Raw genomic sequence first — 17,581 nt, forward strand, 5'->3', positions numbered from 1 at the left:
ATTTTTGAAACCTATTAGCCAAACAGGTTTTACCCTTCACATGATTCTTCTGGTTCCATTAGCAATGTGGCTTTGTACAGCCAATTGTTATCTGGCTTTTTTCAAAGACGGGCCTCAGGCATTCCGGCGATCGGTACTTGCTTCGGCAATTTTCCTCTTTTTCTTCATTGGGGCTGGCACCGAATTACTCAGCGCATTCAATCTGATTAATTCCTATGTCGTGATTATCACCTGGCTTTTGTTCAATGTAGCCCTGATATTTATTTCTGCGCGGCTGCAAGGTAAACACAAGCTTAATCTCCGTTCGATCAGCAGGTTCTGGATACAATCGGGTAAAGCGTTCTTTCGCAAGCTCGGTGTATTTACGATAATAATACTTGGTTCACTGGCACTATGTACGCTCATCGTGGCCATTGTAGCTACTCCCAATAACCTCGATTCGCTGAGCTACCATTTGAGCCGGCTGGGCTATTGGGTACAGAACGGGAATGTGGAACATTATGCTTCCCACATCGAGCGCGCGATTTCATTCAGCCCTTTTTCGGAGTACGTACACTTGCATACGTACCTGCTTTCTGGCAGTGACCGGTATTTTCAGCTGGCACAATGGCTGAGCCTGGCGGGTATTCTCATTTGCGTGTCGCTGATTGTGGAGCTCTTCTCCGCCTCGGCTGTTCAGCTTCGCATTGCATTGGTTTTCGCAGCTACTTTACCGATAGTAGTGCTTGAATCCATGACAACGCAAAATGACCTGATGGTCGCATTCTTTGTGATCGCAACGGCTTTTTACTCCTTCGATTTTACCCAAAACCGTAAGCCCATTGCCTTTTTGTTCCTGGCACTTGCGGTCGCGATCGGGATTATGACAAAGGGTACATTCGTGTTCTACGCACTTCCTTTTGGATTTTATCTGCTTGTTTTTACATTGGGAAGAGCGGATTTATGGAAGTCACTGGCATTGTTGCTGGCGGGTACCGTCGTGCTGGTATTGCTGTTAAATGCGCCTTTCTGGTACCGAACACACCAGATTTTCGGCTCGCCAGTCGGAACGATGAGTAATGGAAACAGGAATGATATACGCAGGCCGGCTGATTTTATATCCTCGCTGTCCAAGCACACTGCACTGCACCTGGGCTTTGTTTCACCAGGCAACAGGTACAATCAATTTCTGGAAAACCGGTTGACGGACTTGCACGCTGCAATGGATGTTCCATTGAACCGGCCGGGCTCGGGGATGCCTTTCAAGATGAACAAGCTCAATTTCAATGAAGATTTTGCGCATAACTTCTTCGGAATGTGGCTGATCCTGCTGAGTATCCCGTTGCTTTTCTTTGCGCGGCTTGTTCCTCATGCAAAGTGGTATGCACTGGCTGCGTTTTGCAGTTACCTTATCTTCTGTCTGTTTATTGGATACCAGACTTACGGTTCGCGCCTGCATATTCCGTTTTTTGTACTTGCGGCTCCGGTGATGGGTCTGGTTTACGGCTCGGTAATGCGGGCAGTGCCAGGCAAGATATTGCTCACGATACTATGGCTTTTTGCATTACCATTTGCGCTTCTGAGCGTAACACACCCGCTGCTTTCTACCAGGTGGTTTTTTGAAAATGTGTTTCCACCGATCAATAATGCATTGAACCTGCATATCCACGTGGGACCGGGCAATGCGAACCTGATGCAGGAGAGTATCATTTTTTCTCCGCCTGAAAAAATAATATGGGGCGACCATTTGGCTGAAATACAGAATCTTACCAGCTTTATTGAATCCCGGAATCCGCAAAAAATCGGTTTTGATTTAAAGGAAGCCAGCTATGATTATGCATTTCAATATTCTTTAAGAAAAGAAGGCCGTATTTTTGAGCATGTGGCGGTCCGTAATCCTTCAAAAGTATTGGAGAACCCGGCATTCAAGCCTGATCTGATCCTCGCGGAGGTTTATGAAGGAGCTGCGTTTGACTGTCATGGACAGAAATACGTGCTGGGTTTTCATACACTCGATAAGTGGGTTTACATTCCAGCCAACAATTTGAAATAGGATTTACAGGTTTAATCAATTGAAATGAACGCATTGGAAGTTGTAGAAGCGTATTACGCTTGCTTTAATAATCAGGATTGGAAAGGAATGCTGGCGCTGCTTGACCCGGAGGTCAGGCACGAAGCAAACCAGGGCGATGTGCGCGTGGGTATAGATAAGTTCACCGAGTTTTTGGGTAAAATGGATGAAGCTTATGAAGAAAAGCTTACGGATATGTTCTTTTTTACAGAAAAAACCGGAACACGCGTCGCAGTTGAATTTGTGGTAAATGGGGTTTACAAGAAGGCGGAGGAAGGTTTGCCGGAAGCTTACGGACAAACTTACGTGCTGCCTGCCGGTGCTTTCCTCGAAGTAAAAGCAGGAAAAATCACGCGCGTAACTACCTACTATAACCTGCCGCTCTGGATTGAGCTGGTCTCAAAGAAATAATGCAGGATCTCTCATTCATTTCAAAAAAAGGTGCTGAGATCGAAAGTGTTTTCGAAGATCTGGGGAAGTTGCGGATTGCCGTTTTTCATGATTTTCCCTATCTCTACGAAGGCGATCTGAATTACGAAAAGGAGTATCTTAAAATCTACAGTCAATCTGCCAGAGCCTTCCTTTTTGCAGTTTATGATGGTGCCGAAATGGTCGGCGCTACTACCTGCATTCCACTCTCCGATGAAACAGAGGAAGTAAGGGCACCTTTCGAGAAAGCAGGGTACGATCCAGGCCGTGTATTTTATTTTGGTGAAAGCATTCTCCTTCAAAAATACCGCGGGCTGGGGCTGGGGCACCGCTTTTTCGATGAACGTGAAGCGCACGCGCGCAGTTTCGGCGAATACAAACTTGCGTGTTTTTGTGCAGTGGAAAGAGCAGCGGATCATCCGGCCAGGCCAGACAATTACCGGCCTAATGATGCTTTCTGGCAGAAAAGAGGTTATATAAAAACGCCGCAATTACAAAGTACAATGCGGTGGCTGGATATTGGAGATAGCGAAGAAACAGCCAAGACTATGACATTTTGGTTGAAAGATCTGAAAAGCGAATAGATGAAAGTTACCGTTGCAGCAGCACAATATCCGATCAGCGAACACGCCGACTTTTCTGCATGGAAAAAGCACATTGCGCATTGGGTGAGTCAGGCTGCCGGGCAGGGCGCTCAGCTTCTGCTTTTCCCTGAATATGGATCTATGGAGCTTGTCAGCATTTTTTCAGAAGCTGTCAGAAGCAATATCCGTGAGCAGATCTTTTCACTTGACGCATTGAAATCCGAGTTTTGTGCGGTGTTTGAAGAGCTGGCGAAAGCATATAAGGTAACTATTGTGGCCCCGACGATCCCGGTTGTTGAGCAAGGTAAAAACCTCAACCGCGCATATGTATTTTCTCCGGCTGGATTAGCCGGATACCAGGATAAGTTTTTCATGACGCGTTTTGAAGATGAGGAATGGGGCATTGAAACTGCACCCAAAGTATTGACTGTCTTCGAAGCGTCCTGGGGTAAGTTTGGCATTCAGATCTGCTACGATGTCGAATTCCCGATAGGAGCGCAGTTGCTGTGCGAGGCCGGTGCCGTGCTGATCCTTGCGCCAAGCTGTACCGAGACTATCCGCGGTGCCACCCGCGTGCATGTTGGAGCCCGTGCCCGCGCCTTGGAAAATCAGGCATATACTGTCGTTTCCCAAACAATCGGCAATGCGGCCTGGTCGCCGGCAGTGGATATCAATTACGGATACGCAGCCTGCTACTCCACACCGGACAGAGATTTGCCCGAAGAGGGAATTATCTCAACAATGCTTCCGCAACAGGAAGGCTGGCTCATCCAGGAACTGGATTTTGCAAACCTCGATGTTGTAAGAGAGGACGGTCACGTCTTTAATTTTAAGGATCAAAAGCGTATATCAACAACGCTGCCTGGCGATGAAGTGAAGATTTTGCAGCAGGTGATTTGATTCTGGGTACAATCACTTTGTTTTTAATTCAGACTTCGCCTGCTCTGATGCGTTAAGTCGCGCTTCCATTGCATCCAGTTTGCTCATGATCAGCGCAGCCTGTTCTTTAAAAATTTGGTTCTGTGAGGTCAAAAGCTCGTTTTTTTCATTGAGTTCTTTTACTGATTCTATCAAATGCGGAACGAGGCCGATATAATTGACAGACTTGAAGCCGTTAGCATCCGTTTTGACTAGTTCCGGAAACAGCTTCTCGACCTGTTGCGCAATGAGCCCGGTTTGCAGTGATTGTTCTTTTGTTTTATCAATCCAGTTATAATGATAGCCCTGCAGATCGCGGATTTTCAAAAGGCTGCCAGATAGTGGGGAAAGATTGTGCTTTAATCTTGCATCAGAAGTCAGGCTGACATTGCCATTCAGGAACGCATTTCCATCTTTATTTACCCATAATTGCCAGTTGTCGAGGAAGAAGCCTACCTCATCGTCTGTTTTCATTCCAACAAAACCTCGCTCTACGTGGCTGGAATTATCGAAGTGAATGCCGGCAGTTACTCCATTGTGAAGGATACGTGCCCTTCCGTCAACTTCCAGAATGTACTTCGGTTTCAGTGCATTTTTTCCCAAACCCAGATTTCCATTTCTCAGTAAGGTGAGCGCGTTTTTTCTGACGTTCTGCGATTCGTCGCTATTATTCTGAGATCCATTTCCTATCTGAAATATCCTGTCAGTCTGTTGCTCAGTTAGTTGATCCGCAACATCTGTACTAACTTCATTAAACGAACCTATTGAAAAAGAGCCCATCGCTCTTGAAAAGACATTGTTGCCAAACGTAACAGAAGCAGTTCCTCTTGCTCTGGTGAAATTGCCAACACTGAATGATGCAGTGCCTGTTGCTTCCGAATTATATCCCATACTCACTGCGCGTGTGCCAGAGGCCTTCGTAAAAGTTCCGAACGCCGCGCTGGATTCACCGCTCGCCTCGGTGCTCGCACCCGTTGCAAACGAATTTACACCAGTAAATGCGTCATTCCACTTCTCGTTACCAGCGCTTCCTGCTCGAAATGAACCTTTAACCGGGTACCAGATCAACTTTTTTCCGTCTTCGATGGCCGGTAATAAATATTTTAGCGCTTTGGGGTCGGTCGGATCCAAGCTTGTGCTTGTCGCATCTATTTCTGATCCAAATGTTAAACTTTGAACAACCGGAATACCCTGGTTCCACTGAGTTGCTTCTCGTGCTTGCAAGGCATAAGGCACACTCAGCAATTGCGTTGACCCAAGATTGATAAAATCATTGCCTCCGGTTGGGTCGATTTCGAGCTGGATAAAATGCTCCAGTGCCTTCCACGGTATCTCAGTGAAGTTCCCGCTAACTACGTTTCCTTTCCCAATTGCGATAGTAAATACTCCGTTCGTGTTGGTAGGCGGGCGATGGATCTCCTGATAAACAGATGGCCCCATCAGACTTTCGGAGTGAATAGTTACCCGAAGACGAACGATAACATCACTAATCGGCTTCCCGTCAACCCCACGGGCAACCCCTTGAAAGCTAAATTGCTCTGGTGCTTGCGCCTTTGCAGTAATGATTGTAAAAAGCAGAATGAAAAAGAAAAAAAGTGATTTCATGCCAGAAAATAAATAAGTGAAGGAATTGACGCCGGCTTACGTGGCGGCACTTTCGACTTAATTAAATCACAGACCTATTCAATACATAAATTGATGATCGATAGGTAGAAACTACTTTTTTAACGTGCGTCAGGTCACTTAAAAATCACTTACTTACGCATAGATCATTCATTCATCCGAATCACATTTCTTTTATTACCAAACCAGGTATCTTTTACTGCGCCGGTTCCATTGAAGCGGTATTGAACACCCACAATGCCGGTTGCTTCATTTGGGAAATGAAGCGTATAGGCTTTTTTGTCGTTAACGTAAATATCTGCCCGTTTCGAGATTGTTTCGATTCTCAATTTTGTCCATTCCGTCAGGTCTGCACCGAAATTGGACAGATCGGCATCTTTGCTCATTACATAAGTGCCGCAAAAAGCCAGCGTCAGATCGCCTATGCAAGGTTTAGCCGCAAGCGGAATGATGATGATATCGTTTTTACATTGAATCAGGACCTGCATCGGCTGACAAGTATTCGTTCCCTGATTGAAATTACTCCGGACGCTTGTTTCAAATACAAAATTGTCACTCATCAGATCGCCCATATCGCGCTGGTTAAAAATCCGTATTCTTGGCGCTTTCGGGTGCAGGGATAGATTGTATTTGTTCAAAACACGCTCATTTACCTCCACAATACCGTTGCTGACGCATTCCTCCTTCTTAAAATAAACGGGTACCGGCTCTTCCTCCGCCAGACAAAGCCAGCCGCCGGAAGTAATCCAAAGATCCTGCGTTTTGACGATCTGGTTGTCTGCGATCAGCTTGGTATTAAAATAGCCGGGATAGTAATAAATGGAAGAATGTTCGTGCTTGTTCTTGGAAACGGGTTTTTTGCGGCTCACATCCCAGGTTTGTGCGATAAACACCGAATCGGTTTTGGCAGCCTTCGCGTCATAATGGAACACTACCGAATTGGGAACTCCTTCTGTAACGATCTTGTCGGGGCGGAAGGAGAACAGCTTGGGATCGAGCGTGGCATCAGAAGCTTTGCTTGAAAGCAGCACATACCCGGCAAGAAGCAAAGGAACCAGCGAGAGAAGCCAAAGGTATTTCAGTTTGCCTTTTTTCGTTGCCGGTTCAGTGCTTGCCGGCAACCGGGCAGTATGTAGGTCAGAGTTTTCCGCCATTCTCTCCTGTTGCCTGAAATGCCGCCAGTCTGTAAATCCGGCAAACTTGGCCAGTGCATTGAGTGTTGTGAGAGTTGGCGCGCTGTCGTATTTAAGCTTTCCCCAAATCCGTTTCAACGTGGTGATACTGAGTCTTACGCCGGTTTTTTCGTGTAAGGTATCACTCAGCTTTTCAAAGTCGTAGTTGCTCCAATGTCCGCTGTCGCCCCAGCTGAGCTGCGACTCAATCAGCATGAGGCACTTTTTCAGATCCTGCTCTTCTCCTGTTTTTGTCATGGCTGTGATAAACACTTTTCGGGTCGCGTGTTTGCGTAGTCAAAAATACCTTTTTGAATGAATTGAGGATTGATAATGCATGCAATCTGCCAAACTTCTTCCGATGATTTACCAATATCGACCGTTTGCTTATTTGTTCTTCGTCTTGTAATCTGGATGTATAGTTTTGTAACGGTTCAATTGTAACTCGTTGAACTACCCGGATGCCCTGCGTGTGTGTGAACCTGGCATTCGGGTCTTTTTTTGCCCGCATGGAAGCCATGAAAATAATCGCCGGGTATATGGGCCTCATCACATTGCTATTTAATCTGCTTTCCTGTCAGGGGAGCAGTACTTCATTCAAGCCGGGCATCTTATCGAAAGCGGGCTATTACATTCAAAACGACAAGGTTTATTATTACGGAGGCTTCGGAAATGCGACTGTTACCGCATTGGAGAATGCAGCCGCGACGCAGTTTGAAACACTCGAAAAGCGCTTTCCAGAACAACCTTTTGCACATCTGTATGCGACAGACGGCAAGCAGGTTTATTTCGAAGGTAAGCTGATCAAAGGCGCAGATGGGAAGTCGTTCCAGGTTTTTGGCTACGGTTGGGGAAAGGATTCGCGGCACGTTTTCGCATTTCATTCCATACTGTCCGACGATCCCGAACACTTTGTAAATGTAAATGGCGGATTGTTCAAGGATAGCAAACACGTTTATGATGGCGACAGGATCGTTTCTGATGATCCAGCCCACCTCACTTATCTGGGCAGCACAAACTTGCGTGCTTACCACGCGGATAAAAGAGGTGTTTTTACAGGATCAATCAGAATAGATGTAGCTGACGCTGAAACGTTCAAGCCTTTGGCGTATAACTATTCAATGGATGCCAAGACTGTTTTTCTGATTGATGAAGGATTGCCCGTAATTCTGAAAGGTGCTGATCCGGCTACATTTAAGGTATTGTCGCATTACTATGCAAAAGATGAAAGAAGTGTATTCTGGCGAAATCATAAATTACCTGTCGCCGATCCTTCGACCTTCCAAATCACCAGCGAAGAACATCATCAGAGCCGGGATAAATGGCGGAGTTACCGTCAGTATTCCATCGCCGGATTAGCATCCGACAAACAATAAACAGCTGCTTGCAAGTGCGTGCTTTTAAGAACAAAGACCGGCTAAGTCAGAAGCAATTCTTTTCTGCAGAGACAATTGATTTATCTACCGTACCCTCTTTACCCGCCTGGATGGGATAGTAACATCCGGCTTTTGTTTTGAATATCTCTGACTCACTTCCACAAATGATAGCGCATGCCTGACCTTCCACAATGTGTTTTCTCGCTTCGCTGTCATCTACACGCATTTTATACTTGAATAATCCCTTATACCTCGATCCATCCGGTCGTAGTCCATTCCAGCCATAGTCAGCGATCGCCATTTTGGAATTACAATAAGGTTTTTGATACAGTATAGTGTCGCCAACTGCACTGTATATGGTAAATCCCCAAATATCGGTAACGATATCATTTACAAAAGGCGCGAAATAATCATTCACACCATCCTTATTAGGCGTAAAAACATTAGGTACATAAATGCGCTTCTTTTCATAGGAAAACTCAACGGGCTGGGTTCCGCAGCAGGATTCATATTCATTGCTGCCAGGTTTTGGCTGGTCCTGGGAAGAACAGGTTTGTGCGGTGCAAATGAATAGGAGAAAAAATAAGGTTAGTGTGTTTTTCATTTGGGTTGTGTTTTAAAGTGTTAATCATTCCCTATATGTGAGTTCGCCCATTTCTTGATCCAGGTACACGATTTGACCTTGGACGCTGTCATACTTATGTTTTTCCTTCTAATTCATTCGGGTGAATGCGATCGAAAGAAGCATTAATACGATAGCCAAAAATGTAATTCCCCTAAATGTTGATGAGATTACAATCATTTATTTTTGTTTTTAGATTTTCAAAAAGTTTGCATACTTTGTAAATACCATAAAGAAATTAAAGGCTATTTACCTAATTAGCCAAAACTAAAATGACAATCAAATTAACTCCCAAACCAATTCCCCAATTGGACCAAACTTTTCGCTGTTTTATTTTCTTCGCCTTCTTGGTATATGCCTTGTAGTATTCTGGTTGCTTGAACAATTCCTCATTTGGATATCCTAAATTCTCGATTTTTGGATTGGTGGCCGAACATAAAATAGCAGGTACAAGGCCAATAAAGGGAGAAACCAGACTTGTTATCAAGGTGCCTGTTGCCGCGCCTTTATACCTCTTGTAATTTCTTGCGGCATCAATCTGACCTTTGATGTTCAGGTTTTCGGGTTTCGTTATTGTGTAGAGTTGCTGGTTTTGAATAACTATTGCCGAGTCTGATGGAGTTTGACTATAGAGAGAGAAGGTACATAGTAAAAGGAAGGCGATTGATAGAATTTTTTTCATAGCTGGATTGATTAAATAAAAGTAAATTGTTAGAATGAATGAAGTTGTGCTTGTCCTGTGTCTTTTTGTACACGTATTGCCAAGGTTTTGTAAATTTAATTAATATATTTTCATCCTGTATATAAAAAAATAAGTCTCATATATCGCATCATTGTAGTAGGTGTAACAGACTTCACTTGAAATTCATTTTTATTGTTCTTGATCATTTGCTTATTTTTAAATTCTTTTTCCATGCTTCGTATTCTTTTCCATCACACCAAAACCATTTACGTTTTTTCAGCCAACTTCTATTTGGGTCTGGTAAAGTATCATATTTTATGAATTGGCTAAGTACAACATCCTTATTTATATTGTTTTGCTGATATTTTTCCAGGTCAGATTCGGATAGTGCTTTATCCCATGTTCGACCGATTACTCTCATTCTGTGATCTTCCATTAATTCAAACCATACTTCTTCTCTGTCCCATGACACAGTAATTGGGGGTGAAAAATATTGAGTTTTGACTATATTTTTTTCTATGGAGTAACTACCCCATAGACCATAGGATGAGTCAGTACTAAGAAATGTGTATAATTCTCCAGAGGGATAAAAAATGAAATTTTCGCTATAATCGCTTGTGCGTATTCTTTCAGAAGATTCCAGTTTATTAGGAGATTTATGGTAAAATGAATAAATGCCGTTAGATTGAACAATTTTTGAGTTGCCTCTATTTGGTGAAAAACAGAAATTTGTTTCTCGTACCTTCAACCTTTTTGGAGCGTCACGCCAGCAGCCGACGATTAGAATCGCAATTAGAACGCTAATGTTTAAAATCTTCATCTTCCCCATAATGAATACGGATTGTAAAAGCCACTTTGGAACATCATTCCATATTTGAATGAGTCATATTTGTTGTAAAAGTTTTGATACCCAGGGGGAAATCGTAGATGTATGAAGTTTTGAGTTCTATCTTGAAATAGCGGGTGACTGTACCCAATTCGCTCTATTGTATGTCCAAATCGATGCCCCACCCACAAGGGTGCACTGTATGTCTGGCCATTTATCCAAGCACCTCGCCCATCTTTATTGTAGTGGCCGAGGCGATCAGTACTGTTTTCTGTTCCTAGTCCCTCTGAATTTGGATCATTATTGTAAAGCCTTGTCCCAATAACAAAATTTCCAATTCCTATTTCCAACGCATTGGAGCGCCAGCGATCCTGGTGATTGAATGCGAAGAAATCATTTTCAATTCTAATTGAGACTTTACCGAGGGATAAGCTGGCACCTCCTACAACCTGACTATTGGAAATCCCGTCCGGTCCCGTGGCGCCACCGTACCGCGTCTGGTAATAACCTGCGCCGTATCCTTTGTAACTTATGCTTCCCCCGTAGGCCGAGTGATTATTGCCTCCGCCTCCACCGGCACTTATATTCCAGTTACCAGCGGAAACAGACGTACTCCCATTAACTGAAAAGGCCCCTGAAATGTTGACACCTACATTTAAGCCTGTTGTTACATTACCCTGAGTTTGATAAACGCTAGCCGAAATCCCCAGACCAAGAGGATCTATACCAACCGACATAGAGCTAGATCCGTTATTGTAAACTTGAAATTGTAAGGAATTGCTCATAGCATTGGTAGCATTTGAAGCATTCCGATATGCTACTTTTCCAGGGTGACTAACTCCATTTAACAAATTACTAGCAAAATCTGCGGTAAAAGCCATCGAGAAGAAGGCCATTTTAAAGATTTCCCCACTCGGGTCCGTATATTTTAGCGGGTTGTTATTTGCATATGAATACCGATTATAACCCTGCGTCGAATGCGCATCCTGCACATAATTATCAACACTCAACACCCTCCCCACCACCGGGTCATACATCCGCCCGTTCATGTTGATTAAATTGAAATTCGTCAAATGCTCGTGACCTGTGAAGCCGCGGTACAGGTAGCTTGTTGGGGCTGGTACATTGACATAATCCCAATTGGCTGGATGGCGAAGGCGGCCCCATGCGTCGAAGTTCTGGTCGAGAATGACAGTCCCATTGAAAGCCGTTAATGTCAGTAGTGATCCGAGGTGATCTGTGTACGTGTAGTAATACTGGTCCGCATTGTTCTCACGGATTACAATTGCAATTAGTCCGGCTTGGGAGCTGATGTAATGCAGATGTTTGTCGGCGATACCTGGGGTAATGTCCTTTTCGTAGCTCTCAAAGTAGTAATGCGTGTTGATCAGCGCATTGTTCTTTTTCATGACCCCTTTGAGCCGCTGGTAGTCGGCGCCGTAGGTGTAGGTCAGCTCATAAGGCTGGCCTGATCCGTTCTCCGTGATTTTCTCAGGCTGGTTGTATGCAGTGTACGTAATGTCCTGAGTCAGTACCGGAATCGCTGTCGTCGGCGAAACAATACCAATGACAGCGTTTAATTTTGTGGCGTGATAATTGAATGTCTGCCCGGCATCACTCTTTGCAGTAATGTTTCCTGAGGCTGTGTAGGATGTTACCTGTGCAGGTTTACCCAAAACGGTAGCCGTCAGGAGCCGGTTCAGGTTATCATAGGTAAAGCTCTCTTCTTTATTCTTGATATAATCTTTTCGCTTATCCAGGTTGCCTTTGGCGTAATTCCAGGTCAGTTCCAGGTTTTGTACACCAGCTGTTGTGAACAGTTTAGGTACCCCATAATTGTAAGATATCACGGAGGATTTCCCATTACCCGATGCATACGCCGTGTTTTGCCCCAGACCATTCATCCCGTTATTGGTATAGAGCGTTACCGCATTCGTGCTGTTTTTGATGGTGGTCGCATAACCGTTGCCATCGTAGGCGTGATTGGTTCCAAAGCCTGACGGATACAACACTGATGTCATGTCCCCGTAAAGATTGTAGCCGTAAGTAGTCGTGTAAATAGTGGCGTCGACGGATTGTTTTACCGTCTGCAACCTTCCAAATGCATCGTAAGTATACTCATCCAGATTGCCGGCAAACCCGGTTACCTTTTTTAGCTGGTTAGTGGACGCTCCGCTGCCTGTGAGGTAGTATTCGTAAACCGTTGAACCCTCAGGGCCAATGCGGCTGGTGTTCCTGCCCAGCAGGTCATATTGCATCGTATGCGTTTTGTTGTTTGCATTGGTTTGGCTCGCCAGCTGCCCCAATGCATTGTAATCGTAAGTGGTTGTACCGGCATTGAGGTCGGTCAGTGAAGTTTGCCGGGCCTGCACATCGTATTGGCTGCTTGTAATCACTGCGCCATTGTTTACTTCCTTGAGACCGCCGTGGCTGTAATAAGTGTAGGTCAATGTGCCTCCATTGTCCGTAGCGCTGATAACCTGGCCGCTGGCATCTGTTACTTTCGAAGAAACTCCCGAGGGCGTAGTGGTGGTTGTGGTCAGCTTTCCTGCTGCATAAACGTAGCCAATGGTAGTAGTGCCAAAAGGACCGTTGTTGCTGATATTAAATGGCCGGTTGTAGGTGTCATACTGTGTTGTGGTGGTCAGTACCGGCTCACCGGATTTATACGGATCGGTCGTTGTGGCGACATTGCCTCGACTATCGTACGTCTTAACCTGAGTAATGGTTTGTCCCTGAAAACCTTCCGTTTCGCTCTTGATTTCCCTTCTTAACAGGTCGTAAAATGTTTTTACATCCGGCTTTCCCGGATGGGAGGTGTTCAGGTACCAGACCGCGTTACCTGAAATATTCCAGCCATAATTTTGGGTGATTGAATAACCTTCCGGCAATATGATTTTCTTCTCCCGGCCAAAAGCATCGTATTCCAATGTTGTTATCAAACCATCTACTCCCGTTATAGTCAGTGGTTTTCCCCATTTAAAATCGTAAGTCGCAGATGAAGTTTGGCTTAGCTCATTCGTCTTGGTTTCCGGATAGCGGCCTTTGGTGTCGTAAACAGAAGAGGTTGACCTTGCTGGAAGACCGGATGGATTTATGGTCGTTTTTTTCAGGTTACCTAAGGGATAATACTCGAAAGTGGTTACTACGCTTTTCGGAAGTCCCACAAAATCCGTTTTGGTAGTAAGTTGACCAATGCCGTTATATCCGAATCCTGTTGAAACCGTATACGCAGGCTGACCTGTCCGGGTGTTTGAAACGGATACAGAGGTTGGCTTGTTGAGAACTCCCGCAGGATAAGCGCCAAAAATGGTGTTGGTAACAGTGGTTTCAACTCCATTGTTGACCGTACTTTGCTTGATGTTACCGTAATTGTCGTAAACATTTACCGTAGTAGTTGTGCGGCCCTTAAATGCTTTGTTTTCAAGAATATTGGTGGTCTGAACCCAGAACCGTTTGGCTGCCGGAGAAACAAATACATTGGTATTGGTAGTTTGATCAAGCAATGCATTGGTAGATGCCAGATAGGTAGAAGTCCGGTAGGGGACAGCCGTGTAATAGGTTGTATTAAATTCATTTTCAACAACGGTTTTGATACCCGTTGTCAGGTTGTTCGCTGTTATCTTACCAAACCCGATAAACCCTTTTCCGGCCCGGTGAAGTTTTGTGCCTTCGTAAGTATATTGAGTGGTATTGAAGCCGCCAATTCCATCTTGTATTTTGAAATCGGAAATGGCGTAAAGTGGTGGCTGAATTGCGTTTAACGGATACGCTGTAAGATTTCCCCGGATATGGAAGCCATTTTCATCCGTCAGCTTTTTGTAGCTCCATTCCGTTACATGATTGTATCCATTCTTTACCTTTTCAAGGATATTTTCGCGTCCTTCTTTTTTGAAGTTGAAAACATCCATGGGGTTTGAAACGCTCTTGAAGTTGATGATGTCCGCTCTGCGATCCCCATTAAAATCACCGATCATCGGTGGTGGTGCCCCTAATCTTACGGCATAAGTGCTGGTGATGCGATGGAAGCTTGCCCCTGCGCCCGAAAAGCCTCTTCCGTAGTAGATGTCCAAATTCGCAGTTTCCAGGTCCGGCAGTTGCCAGCCATGATAAATGTCTGATTTACCATCCCCATTTAAATCGGCAATACCGAGTTGGTCTCCCAGGTAAAGGTCTGTATCAGGTGTGGTATTGAAAGTAAATAGGGATTCATAAAAGCCGACCCCATTGGAGATCAATGCCTTCCATGCGCCCGAAGTGGTTAGTTTGGCAAGAATGTCAGTCTTTCTGTCGCCATTAAAATCACCAAAATAGCTGAGGTGATCTTTGCTTAAATAATTAACAGAATAGTGGATACGTCGCGCAGTCCACCCGTCAAAAGTGAAAATCTCGCAATGAATGCCCTTGATAAACATAATATCGCTTTTTCCGTCACCATTGAAATCGATGACGTGTACCTTGTCGGCAGTAGCCCAATCCGTTGTCTCAAAAAGATGCGTCCCCGAGATTACGATTGACCCAAAATCGGGTTGCACTTTGCCATTGTATAAGTGACAATTGTAATTCACGGCATTACTTCCCAGCATGGTAAGAATATCCTGCACACCATCCCCATCATAATCTCCTGGAAAAATGAAGTGGCCACTTGGGTGAATCTTTGAATAGCCTGTATAGGGAGCTATCGTGAGCGGGTCAAATTGGATGGCAAACTGTGCATTGTTTTGCCAATCATAGTTCTGAAGAGTCCGGTAAATGCGAAGACTTGATAATGTACGATCCTGTCCTGCTCCGGCAATATTGGTCATCAGAACATCATCTGCACCATCACCCGTGAAGTCGTAAGCAAGAAAATCAAATGAATTAGGTATACTCTGTTTTTTAACGACCGAATAAGTAACAGGCGCGTCTGTGATATTTCCTACATAAAAATCATTCGGACTTGCTGTGTATGGCAAATACTTGGTATAGACCTTGATCCTATATGCAGGAGGGTTCTGGATCAGGCTGGCTTCCAGGAAATCAGTTAACCCGTCGGCGTTAAAATCACCTGTAATGGTGGTTGCGGATGGATTGTCATACCCGCTTGTCGTAACCGTACTAAATTCGGCTGGCGGATCTCCATATTTGAAAATGGTGGCATTGAGTGAACTGCCGTCTGCGCCCGATTCAACCACCTCTTTCAGGTAAGAATTGATGTTATCATGACCGTAATTAAATTGGTAGGTTTTGACAACGACGCCACTGGTTTTTGTGGTGACTTTATCCAGCAAGTATTTGCTTTCTATGCGCGTATCATTTTCAAAACCCGCATTTTCATCAATAGTCCGGATCCTGTAGTCGAATTTGACCTGATTATAAGGGTCTAATGATTGAGCCGCATTACCCGTGTAGTTGATCTCTTCGATAAGCAAAGCGAAGGTCAATGCTTTGTATTTGAAGGAAATATAGTTTCCATCGGGATATATAATACGTGATAAAGCCCACGTCAAAACAGTTGCATTTTGGCCCGTATGCCTGGAATCCGGAGAATTACCGTATTCCATCCTGGTTCCATCTTTTGTAACAATTTCAAACCATTGCGGGCCGTCTCCCTGTGTGTTTTTGGAGATGATAGTAGCAAAGTTTTCACACTCGGTACCATACGTCGTATTCGGGTCTCCATAGTTACCCACTTTGCCGATCAGCCGGGAACCGTCCAAAACAAACCTGTCACTGTTTGTCATTACAATAGGATTTGCCTCACTATCGAAATAGCTATTGCGCGTGCTGCGGGTAATTTCTGACAAGCCGCCAATGCTCCATCCCTGACCTAAAACGCCATTTCCTCCTAAGGAATAGTAGTTTAAGGATATAGTCGGAGCAATACCATTTGTTCCGGGAGGTATTGCTAGTAATATCGAGTAAGTGGCACCTCCGGATGCAACGCCGGCACTTTCGGAAATACTTCCAACGGGAAGATTTTGATTAATGGTTCTGCCGTTGAAAGTAGCTCCGGTGTGTAAGGTCTGGTAGGTTACATTTTGTGCAAGAGAGTTGAAGCTGTACAGGGCTGTGAAAAGCCAGAGGATCTTTCGGGAAAGACATTTTGGCCAATGGATTTTCGCAGGGCGATTGGCTGACCGGACGTTGCAAAGGAGGTAAACTGTCTTCATATAGGAGGATTTAAATGCAATTTTGGCAAGCGGAATAGCGGTATGTGTATTCTTTTAAACACCTGATAACGTAGTCGGTAAGACACAGAAAACCCTTGTTCTTTTCAGAACTTCAGAGTGGATTCCCTATGCTTTTTGTTGAGTGGGAATGTTGGACGCGGAATCTCAAAACTCGGGGCGATCCTAAGCCGGCAGGACATCGGCAAACGTATCAATTAACTTTAAATATAAACGAAGATGTACGGTGCAATTATTTGCCGGTTGTACAATGTATTGTGCTCCAATGGATTGCGCGATTTGTCAGTATTGTGATAAAAGAAAGGTTTACGGAAAGCCTTTCATGAAGATCGGGTGGAGAGGCCTATCACTCGCCCTTGTCAATACGCTTGAATCAATCCGTTTGAAAGAAGCCTGCCGCCGCAGGAAAACTCCTTTGGGTTTGTTTGGTAATGTTCAATACCATTACCACGGCGATGCAAATGCATCTATTGTCAGCAAACCTTCCCCATTTCTACGATGAAATACCTATTTATAGTGGCGCTCTGTCTTGTGTTCTCTGGTTCATCATTTTCACAAGGAGTCGCATTTGGCTATGATGCCGCGGGCAACAGGATCAAAAGAAGCTCGGCAGCCGACCTTACACCTACGATCGATATCAATGCTTTATTATTCGCTGAGGCAGCATCGAGAGACTTTGTATTGAATATGTATGAGATCAACAATGTGGAAACATCCGGATTGATTTCATTTCGCATCAGTAAAATTTCTGCATTCAAGATCACTTATCCACTGACCTCAGGCACTTCGAATGTACTTGGAGGGGTAGCGAATCAAAATTCGAGCTGGGATTTTACAGAAAATGCCAATTTTGTAATTATTACATCGAAGGCAGGCATCAAGATAGCGCAGGGCGGCAAGGCGGTGGTTGGTTTTAAAATCACCAGAAATGCAGGCCAGTCCGCCAATATCACTCAAAACATCACAGCCGTGATTGTGGGCGGGGCAGGGGGAGAAGTGAACAGCGACAACAACCAGGCGATTGTCCAGGTAAGTACTTTGTAGTGCTGCTGGCGAGCCAAGTGACTCACAATGAAAAAGCCCCATTCGCAAGAATGAGGCTTTTTAACTTTCAGGCTCCCGAAGTTGG

General features: G+C 44.7%; 13 protein-coding genes. 7 read left to right on the forward strand and 6 right to left on the reverse strand.

Annotation, left to right across the window (positions count from 1 at the left end; genetic code table 11):
- Positions 1 to 40: 40 nt before the first annotated feature.
- From AC1XTG_RS15435 to AC1XTG_RS15450, 4 genes are read left to right on the forward strand one after another with little or no spacing between them, the layout of a single operon-like run.
- Positions 41 to 2,032 (forward strand): ArnT family glycosyltransferase, encoded by a 1,992-nt coding sequence (locus AC1XTG_RS15435; RefSeq protein WP_484842555.1) that lies wholly within the window; start codon positions 41 to 43, stop codon positions 2,030 to 2,032.
- Between the two features lie 24 nt (positions 2,033 to 2,056).
- Positions 2,057 to 2,461, forward strand: coding sequence for a nuclear transport factor 2 family protein (locus AC1XTG_RS15440; RefSeq protein WP_056291984.1), 405 nt, complete (start codon positions 2,057 to 2,059; stop codon positions 2,459 to 2,461).
- Positions 2,461 to 3,063: a GNAT family N-acetyltransferase gene (locus tag AC1XTG_RS15445; RefSeq protein WP_056291981.1), complete on the forward strand. Its 603-nt coding sequence runs from the start codon at positions 2,461 to 2,463 to the stop codon at positions 3,061 to 3,063. Before AC1XTG_RS15440 ends, AC1XTG_RS15445 begins: the two co-directional genes overlap by 1 nt.
- Positions 3,064 to 3,963, forward strand: coding sequence for a carbon-nitrogen hydrolase family protein (locus AC1XTG_RS15450; RefSeq protein WP_056291978.1), 900 nt, complete (start codon positions 3,064 to 3,066; stop codon positions 3,961 to 3,963). It abuts the gene before it with no gap.
- A 12-nt stretch (positions 3,964 to 3,975) separates the two neighbouring features.
- Here AC1XTG_RS15450 and AC1XTG_RS15455 read toward each other — a convergent pair whose 3' ends face one another.
- Positions 3,976 to 5,586, reverse strand: coding sequence for a tail fiber domain-containing protein (locus AC1XTG_RS15455; protein WP_484842556.1), 1,611 nt, complete (start codon positions 5,584 to 5,586; stop codon positions 3,976 to 3,978).
- A 164-nt stretch (positions 5,587 to 5,750) separates the two neighbouring features.
- Positions 5,751 to 7,034, reverse strand: a complete 1,284-nt coding sequence (locus tag AC1XTG_RS15460; protein WP_484842557.1) for a hypothetical protein — start codon at positions 7,032 to 7,034, stop codon at positions 5,751 to 5,753.
- Positions 7,035 to 7,294: 260 nt separating this feature from the next.
- Here AC1XTG_RS15460 and AC1XTG_RS15465 point away from each other — a divergent pair, with 260 nt between their 5' ends.
- Complete coding sequence (locus AC1XTG_RS15465; RefSeq protein ID WP_484842558.1) at positions 7,295 to 8,152, forward strand: DKNYY domain-containing protein; 858 nt, start codon at positions 7,295 to 7,297, stop codon at positions 8,150 to 8,152.
- Between the two features lie 46 nt (positions 8,153 to 8,198).
- On the opposite strand, the gene AC1XTG_RS15470 is transcribed toward AC1XTG_RS15465, so the two are convergent.
- The 4 genes from AC1XTG_RS15470 to AC1XTG_RS15485 all read right to left on the reverse strand — a co-directional run bounded on the left by AC1XTG_RS15470 (position 8,199) and on the right by AC1XTG_RS15485 (position 16,434).
- Positions 8,199 to 8,756, reverse strand: coding sequence for a hypothetical protein (locus tag AC1XTG_RS15470; protein WP_484842559.1), 558 nt, complete (start codon positions 8,754 to 8,756; stop codon positions 8,199 to 8,201).
- A 271-nt stretch (positions 8,757 to 9,027) separates the two neighbouring features.
- Positions 9,028 to 9,456 (reverse strand): hypothetical protein, encoded by a 429-nt coding sequence (locus AC1XTG_RS15475; protein WP_484842560.1) that lies wholly within the window; start codon positions 9,454 to 9,456, stop codon positions 9,028 to 9,030.
- Positions 9,457 to 9,658: 202 nt separating this feature from the next.
- Positions 9,659 to 10,276: a hypothetical protein gene (locus tag AC1XTG_RS15480; protein ID WP_484842561.1), complete on the reverse strand. Its 618-nt coding sequence runs from the start codon at positions 10,274 to 10,276 to the stop codon at positions 9,659 to 9,661.
- On the reverse strand, positions 10,273 to 16,434 hold the full coding sequence (locus AC1XTG_RS15485; RefSeq protein ID WP_484842562.1) for a polymorphic toxin type 23 domain-containing protein: 6,162 nt from the start codon (positions 16,432 to 16,434) through the stop codon (positions 10,273 to 10,275). The genes AC1XTG_RS15480 and AC1XTG_RS15485 overlap by 4 nt, the downstream gene beginning before the upstream one ends.
- A 283-nt stretch (positions 16,435 to 16,717) precedes the next feature.
- Between AC1XTG_RS15485 and AC1XTG_RS15490 the strand changes: the two genes are divergently transcribed.
- Positions 16,718 to 16,954: a hypothetical protein gene (locus AC1XTG_RS15490; RefSeq protein WP_484842563.1), complete on the forward strand. Its 237-nt coding sequence runs from the start codon at positions 16,718 to 16,720 to the stop codon at positions 16,952 to 16,954.
- The gene (locus AC1XTG_RS15495) at positions 16,951 to 17,496 is read left to right on the forward strand and encodes a hypothetical protein (RefSeq protein ID WP_056291954.1); all 546 of its coding nucleotides are present in this window, start codon (positions 16,951 to 16,953) and stop codon (positions 17,494 to 17,496) included. The genes AC1XTG_RS15490 and AC1XTG_RS15495 overlap by 4 nt, the downstream gene beginning before the upstream one ends.
- Positions 17,497 to 17,581 lie beyond the last annotated feature (85 nt).

This window comes from Dyadobacter sp. HNCC25DJ183 (genome assembly GCF_056895175.1).

What these genes read in the sequence shown, in the direction of transcription:
- AC1XTG_RS15435 (WP_484842555.1), top strand. Translation starts at nt 41, where the DNA reads ATGATTCTTCTGGTTCCATTAGCAATGTGGCTTTGTACAGCCAATTGT.
- AC1XTG_RS15440 (WP_056291984.1), top strand. Translation starts at nt 2,057, where the DNA reads ATGAACGCATTGGAAGTTGTAGAAGCGTATTACGCTTGCTTTAATAAT.
- AC1XTG_RS15445 (WP_056291981.1), top strand. Translation starts at nt 2,461, where the DNA reads ATGCAGGATCTCTCATTCATTTCAAAAAAAGGTGCTGAGATCGAAAGT.
- AC1XTG_RS15450 (WP_056291978.1), top strand. Translation starts at nt 3,064, where the DNA reads ATGAAAGTTACCGTTGCAGCAGCACAATATCCGATCAGCGAACACGCC.
- AC1XTG_RS15455 (WP_484842556.1), bottom strand. Translation starts at nt 5,586, where the DNA reads ATGAAATCACTTTTTTTCTTTTTCATTCTGCTTTTTACAATCATTACT.
- AC1XTG_RS15460 (WP_484842557.1), bottom strand. Translation starts at nt 7,034, where the DNA reads ATGACAAAAACAGGAGAAGAGCAGGATCTGAAAAAGTGCCTCATGCTG.
- AC1XTG_RS15465 (WP_484842558.1), top strand. Translation starts at nt 7,295, where the DNA reads ATGAAAATAATCGCCGGGTATATGGGCCTCATCACATTGCTATTTAAT.
- AC1XTG_RS15470 (WP_484842559.1), bottom strand. Translation starts at nt 8,756, where the DNA reads ATGAAAAACACACTAACCTTATTTTTTCTCCTATTCATTTGCACCGCA.
- AC1XTG_RS15475 (WP_484842560.1), bottom strand. Translation starts at nt 9,456, where the DNA reads ATGAAAAAAATTCTATCAATCGCCTTCCTTTTACTATGTACCTTCTCT.
- AC1XTG_RS15480 (WP_484842561.1), bottom strand. Translation starts at nt 10,276, where the DNA reads ATGAAGATTTTAAACATTAGCGTTCTAATTGCGATTCTAATCGTCGGC.
- AC1XTG_RS15485 (WP_484842562.1), bottom strand. Translation starts at nt 16,434, where the DNA reads ATGAAGACAGTTTACCTCCTTTGCAACGTCCGGTCAGCCAATCGCCCT.
- AC1XTG_RS15490 (WP_484842563.1), top strand. Translation starts at nt 16,718, where the DNA reads ATGGATTGCGCGATTTGTCAGTATTGTGATAAAAGAAAGGTTTACGGA.
- AC1XTG_RS15495 (WP_056291954.1), top strand. Translation starts at nt 16,951, where the DNA reads ATGAAATACCTATTTATAGTGGCGCTCTGTCTTGTGTTCTCTGGTTCA.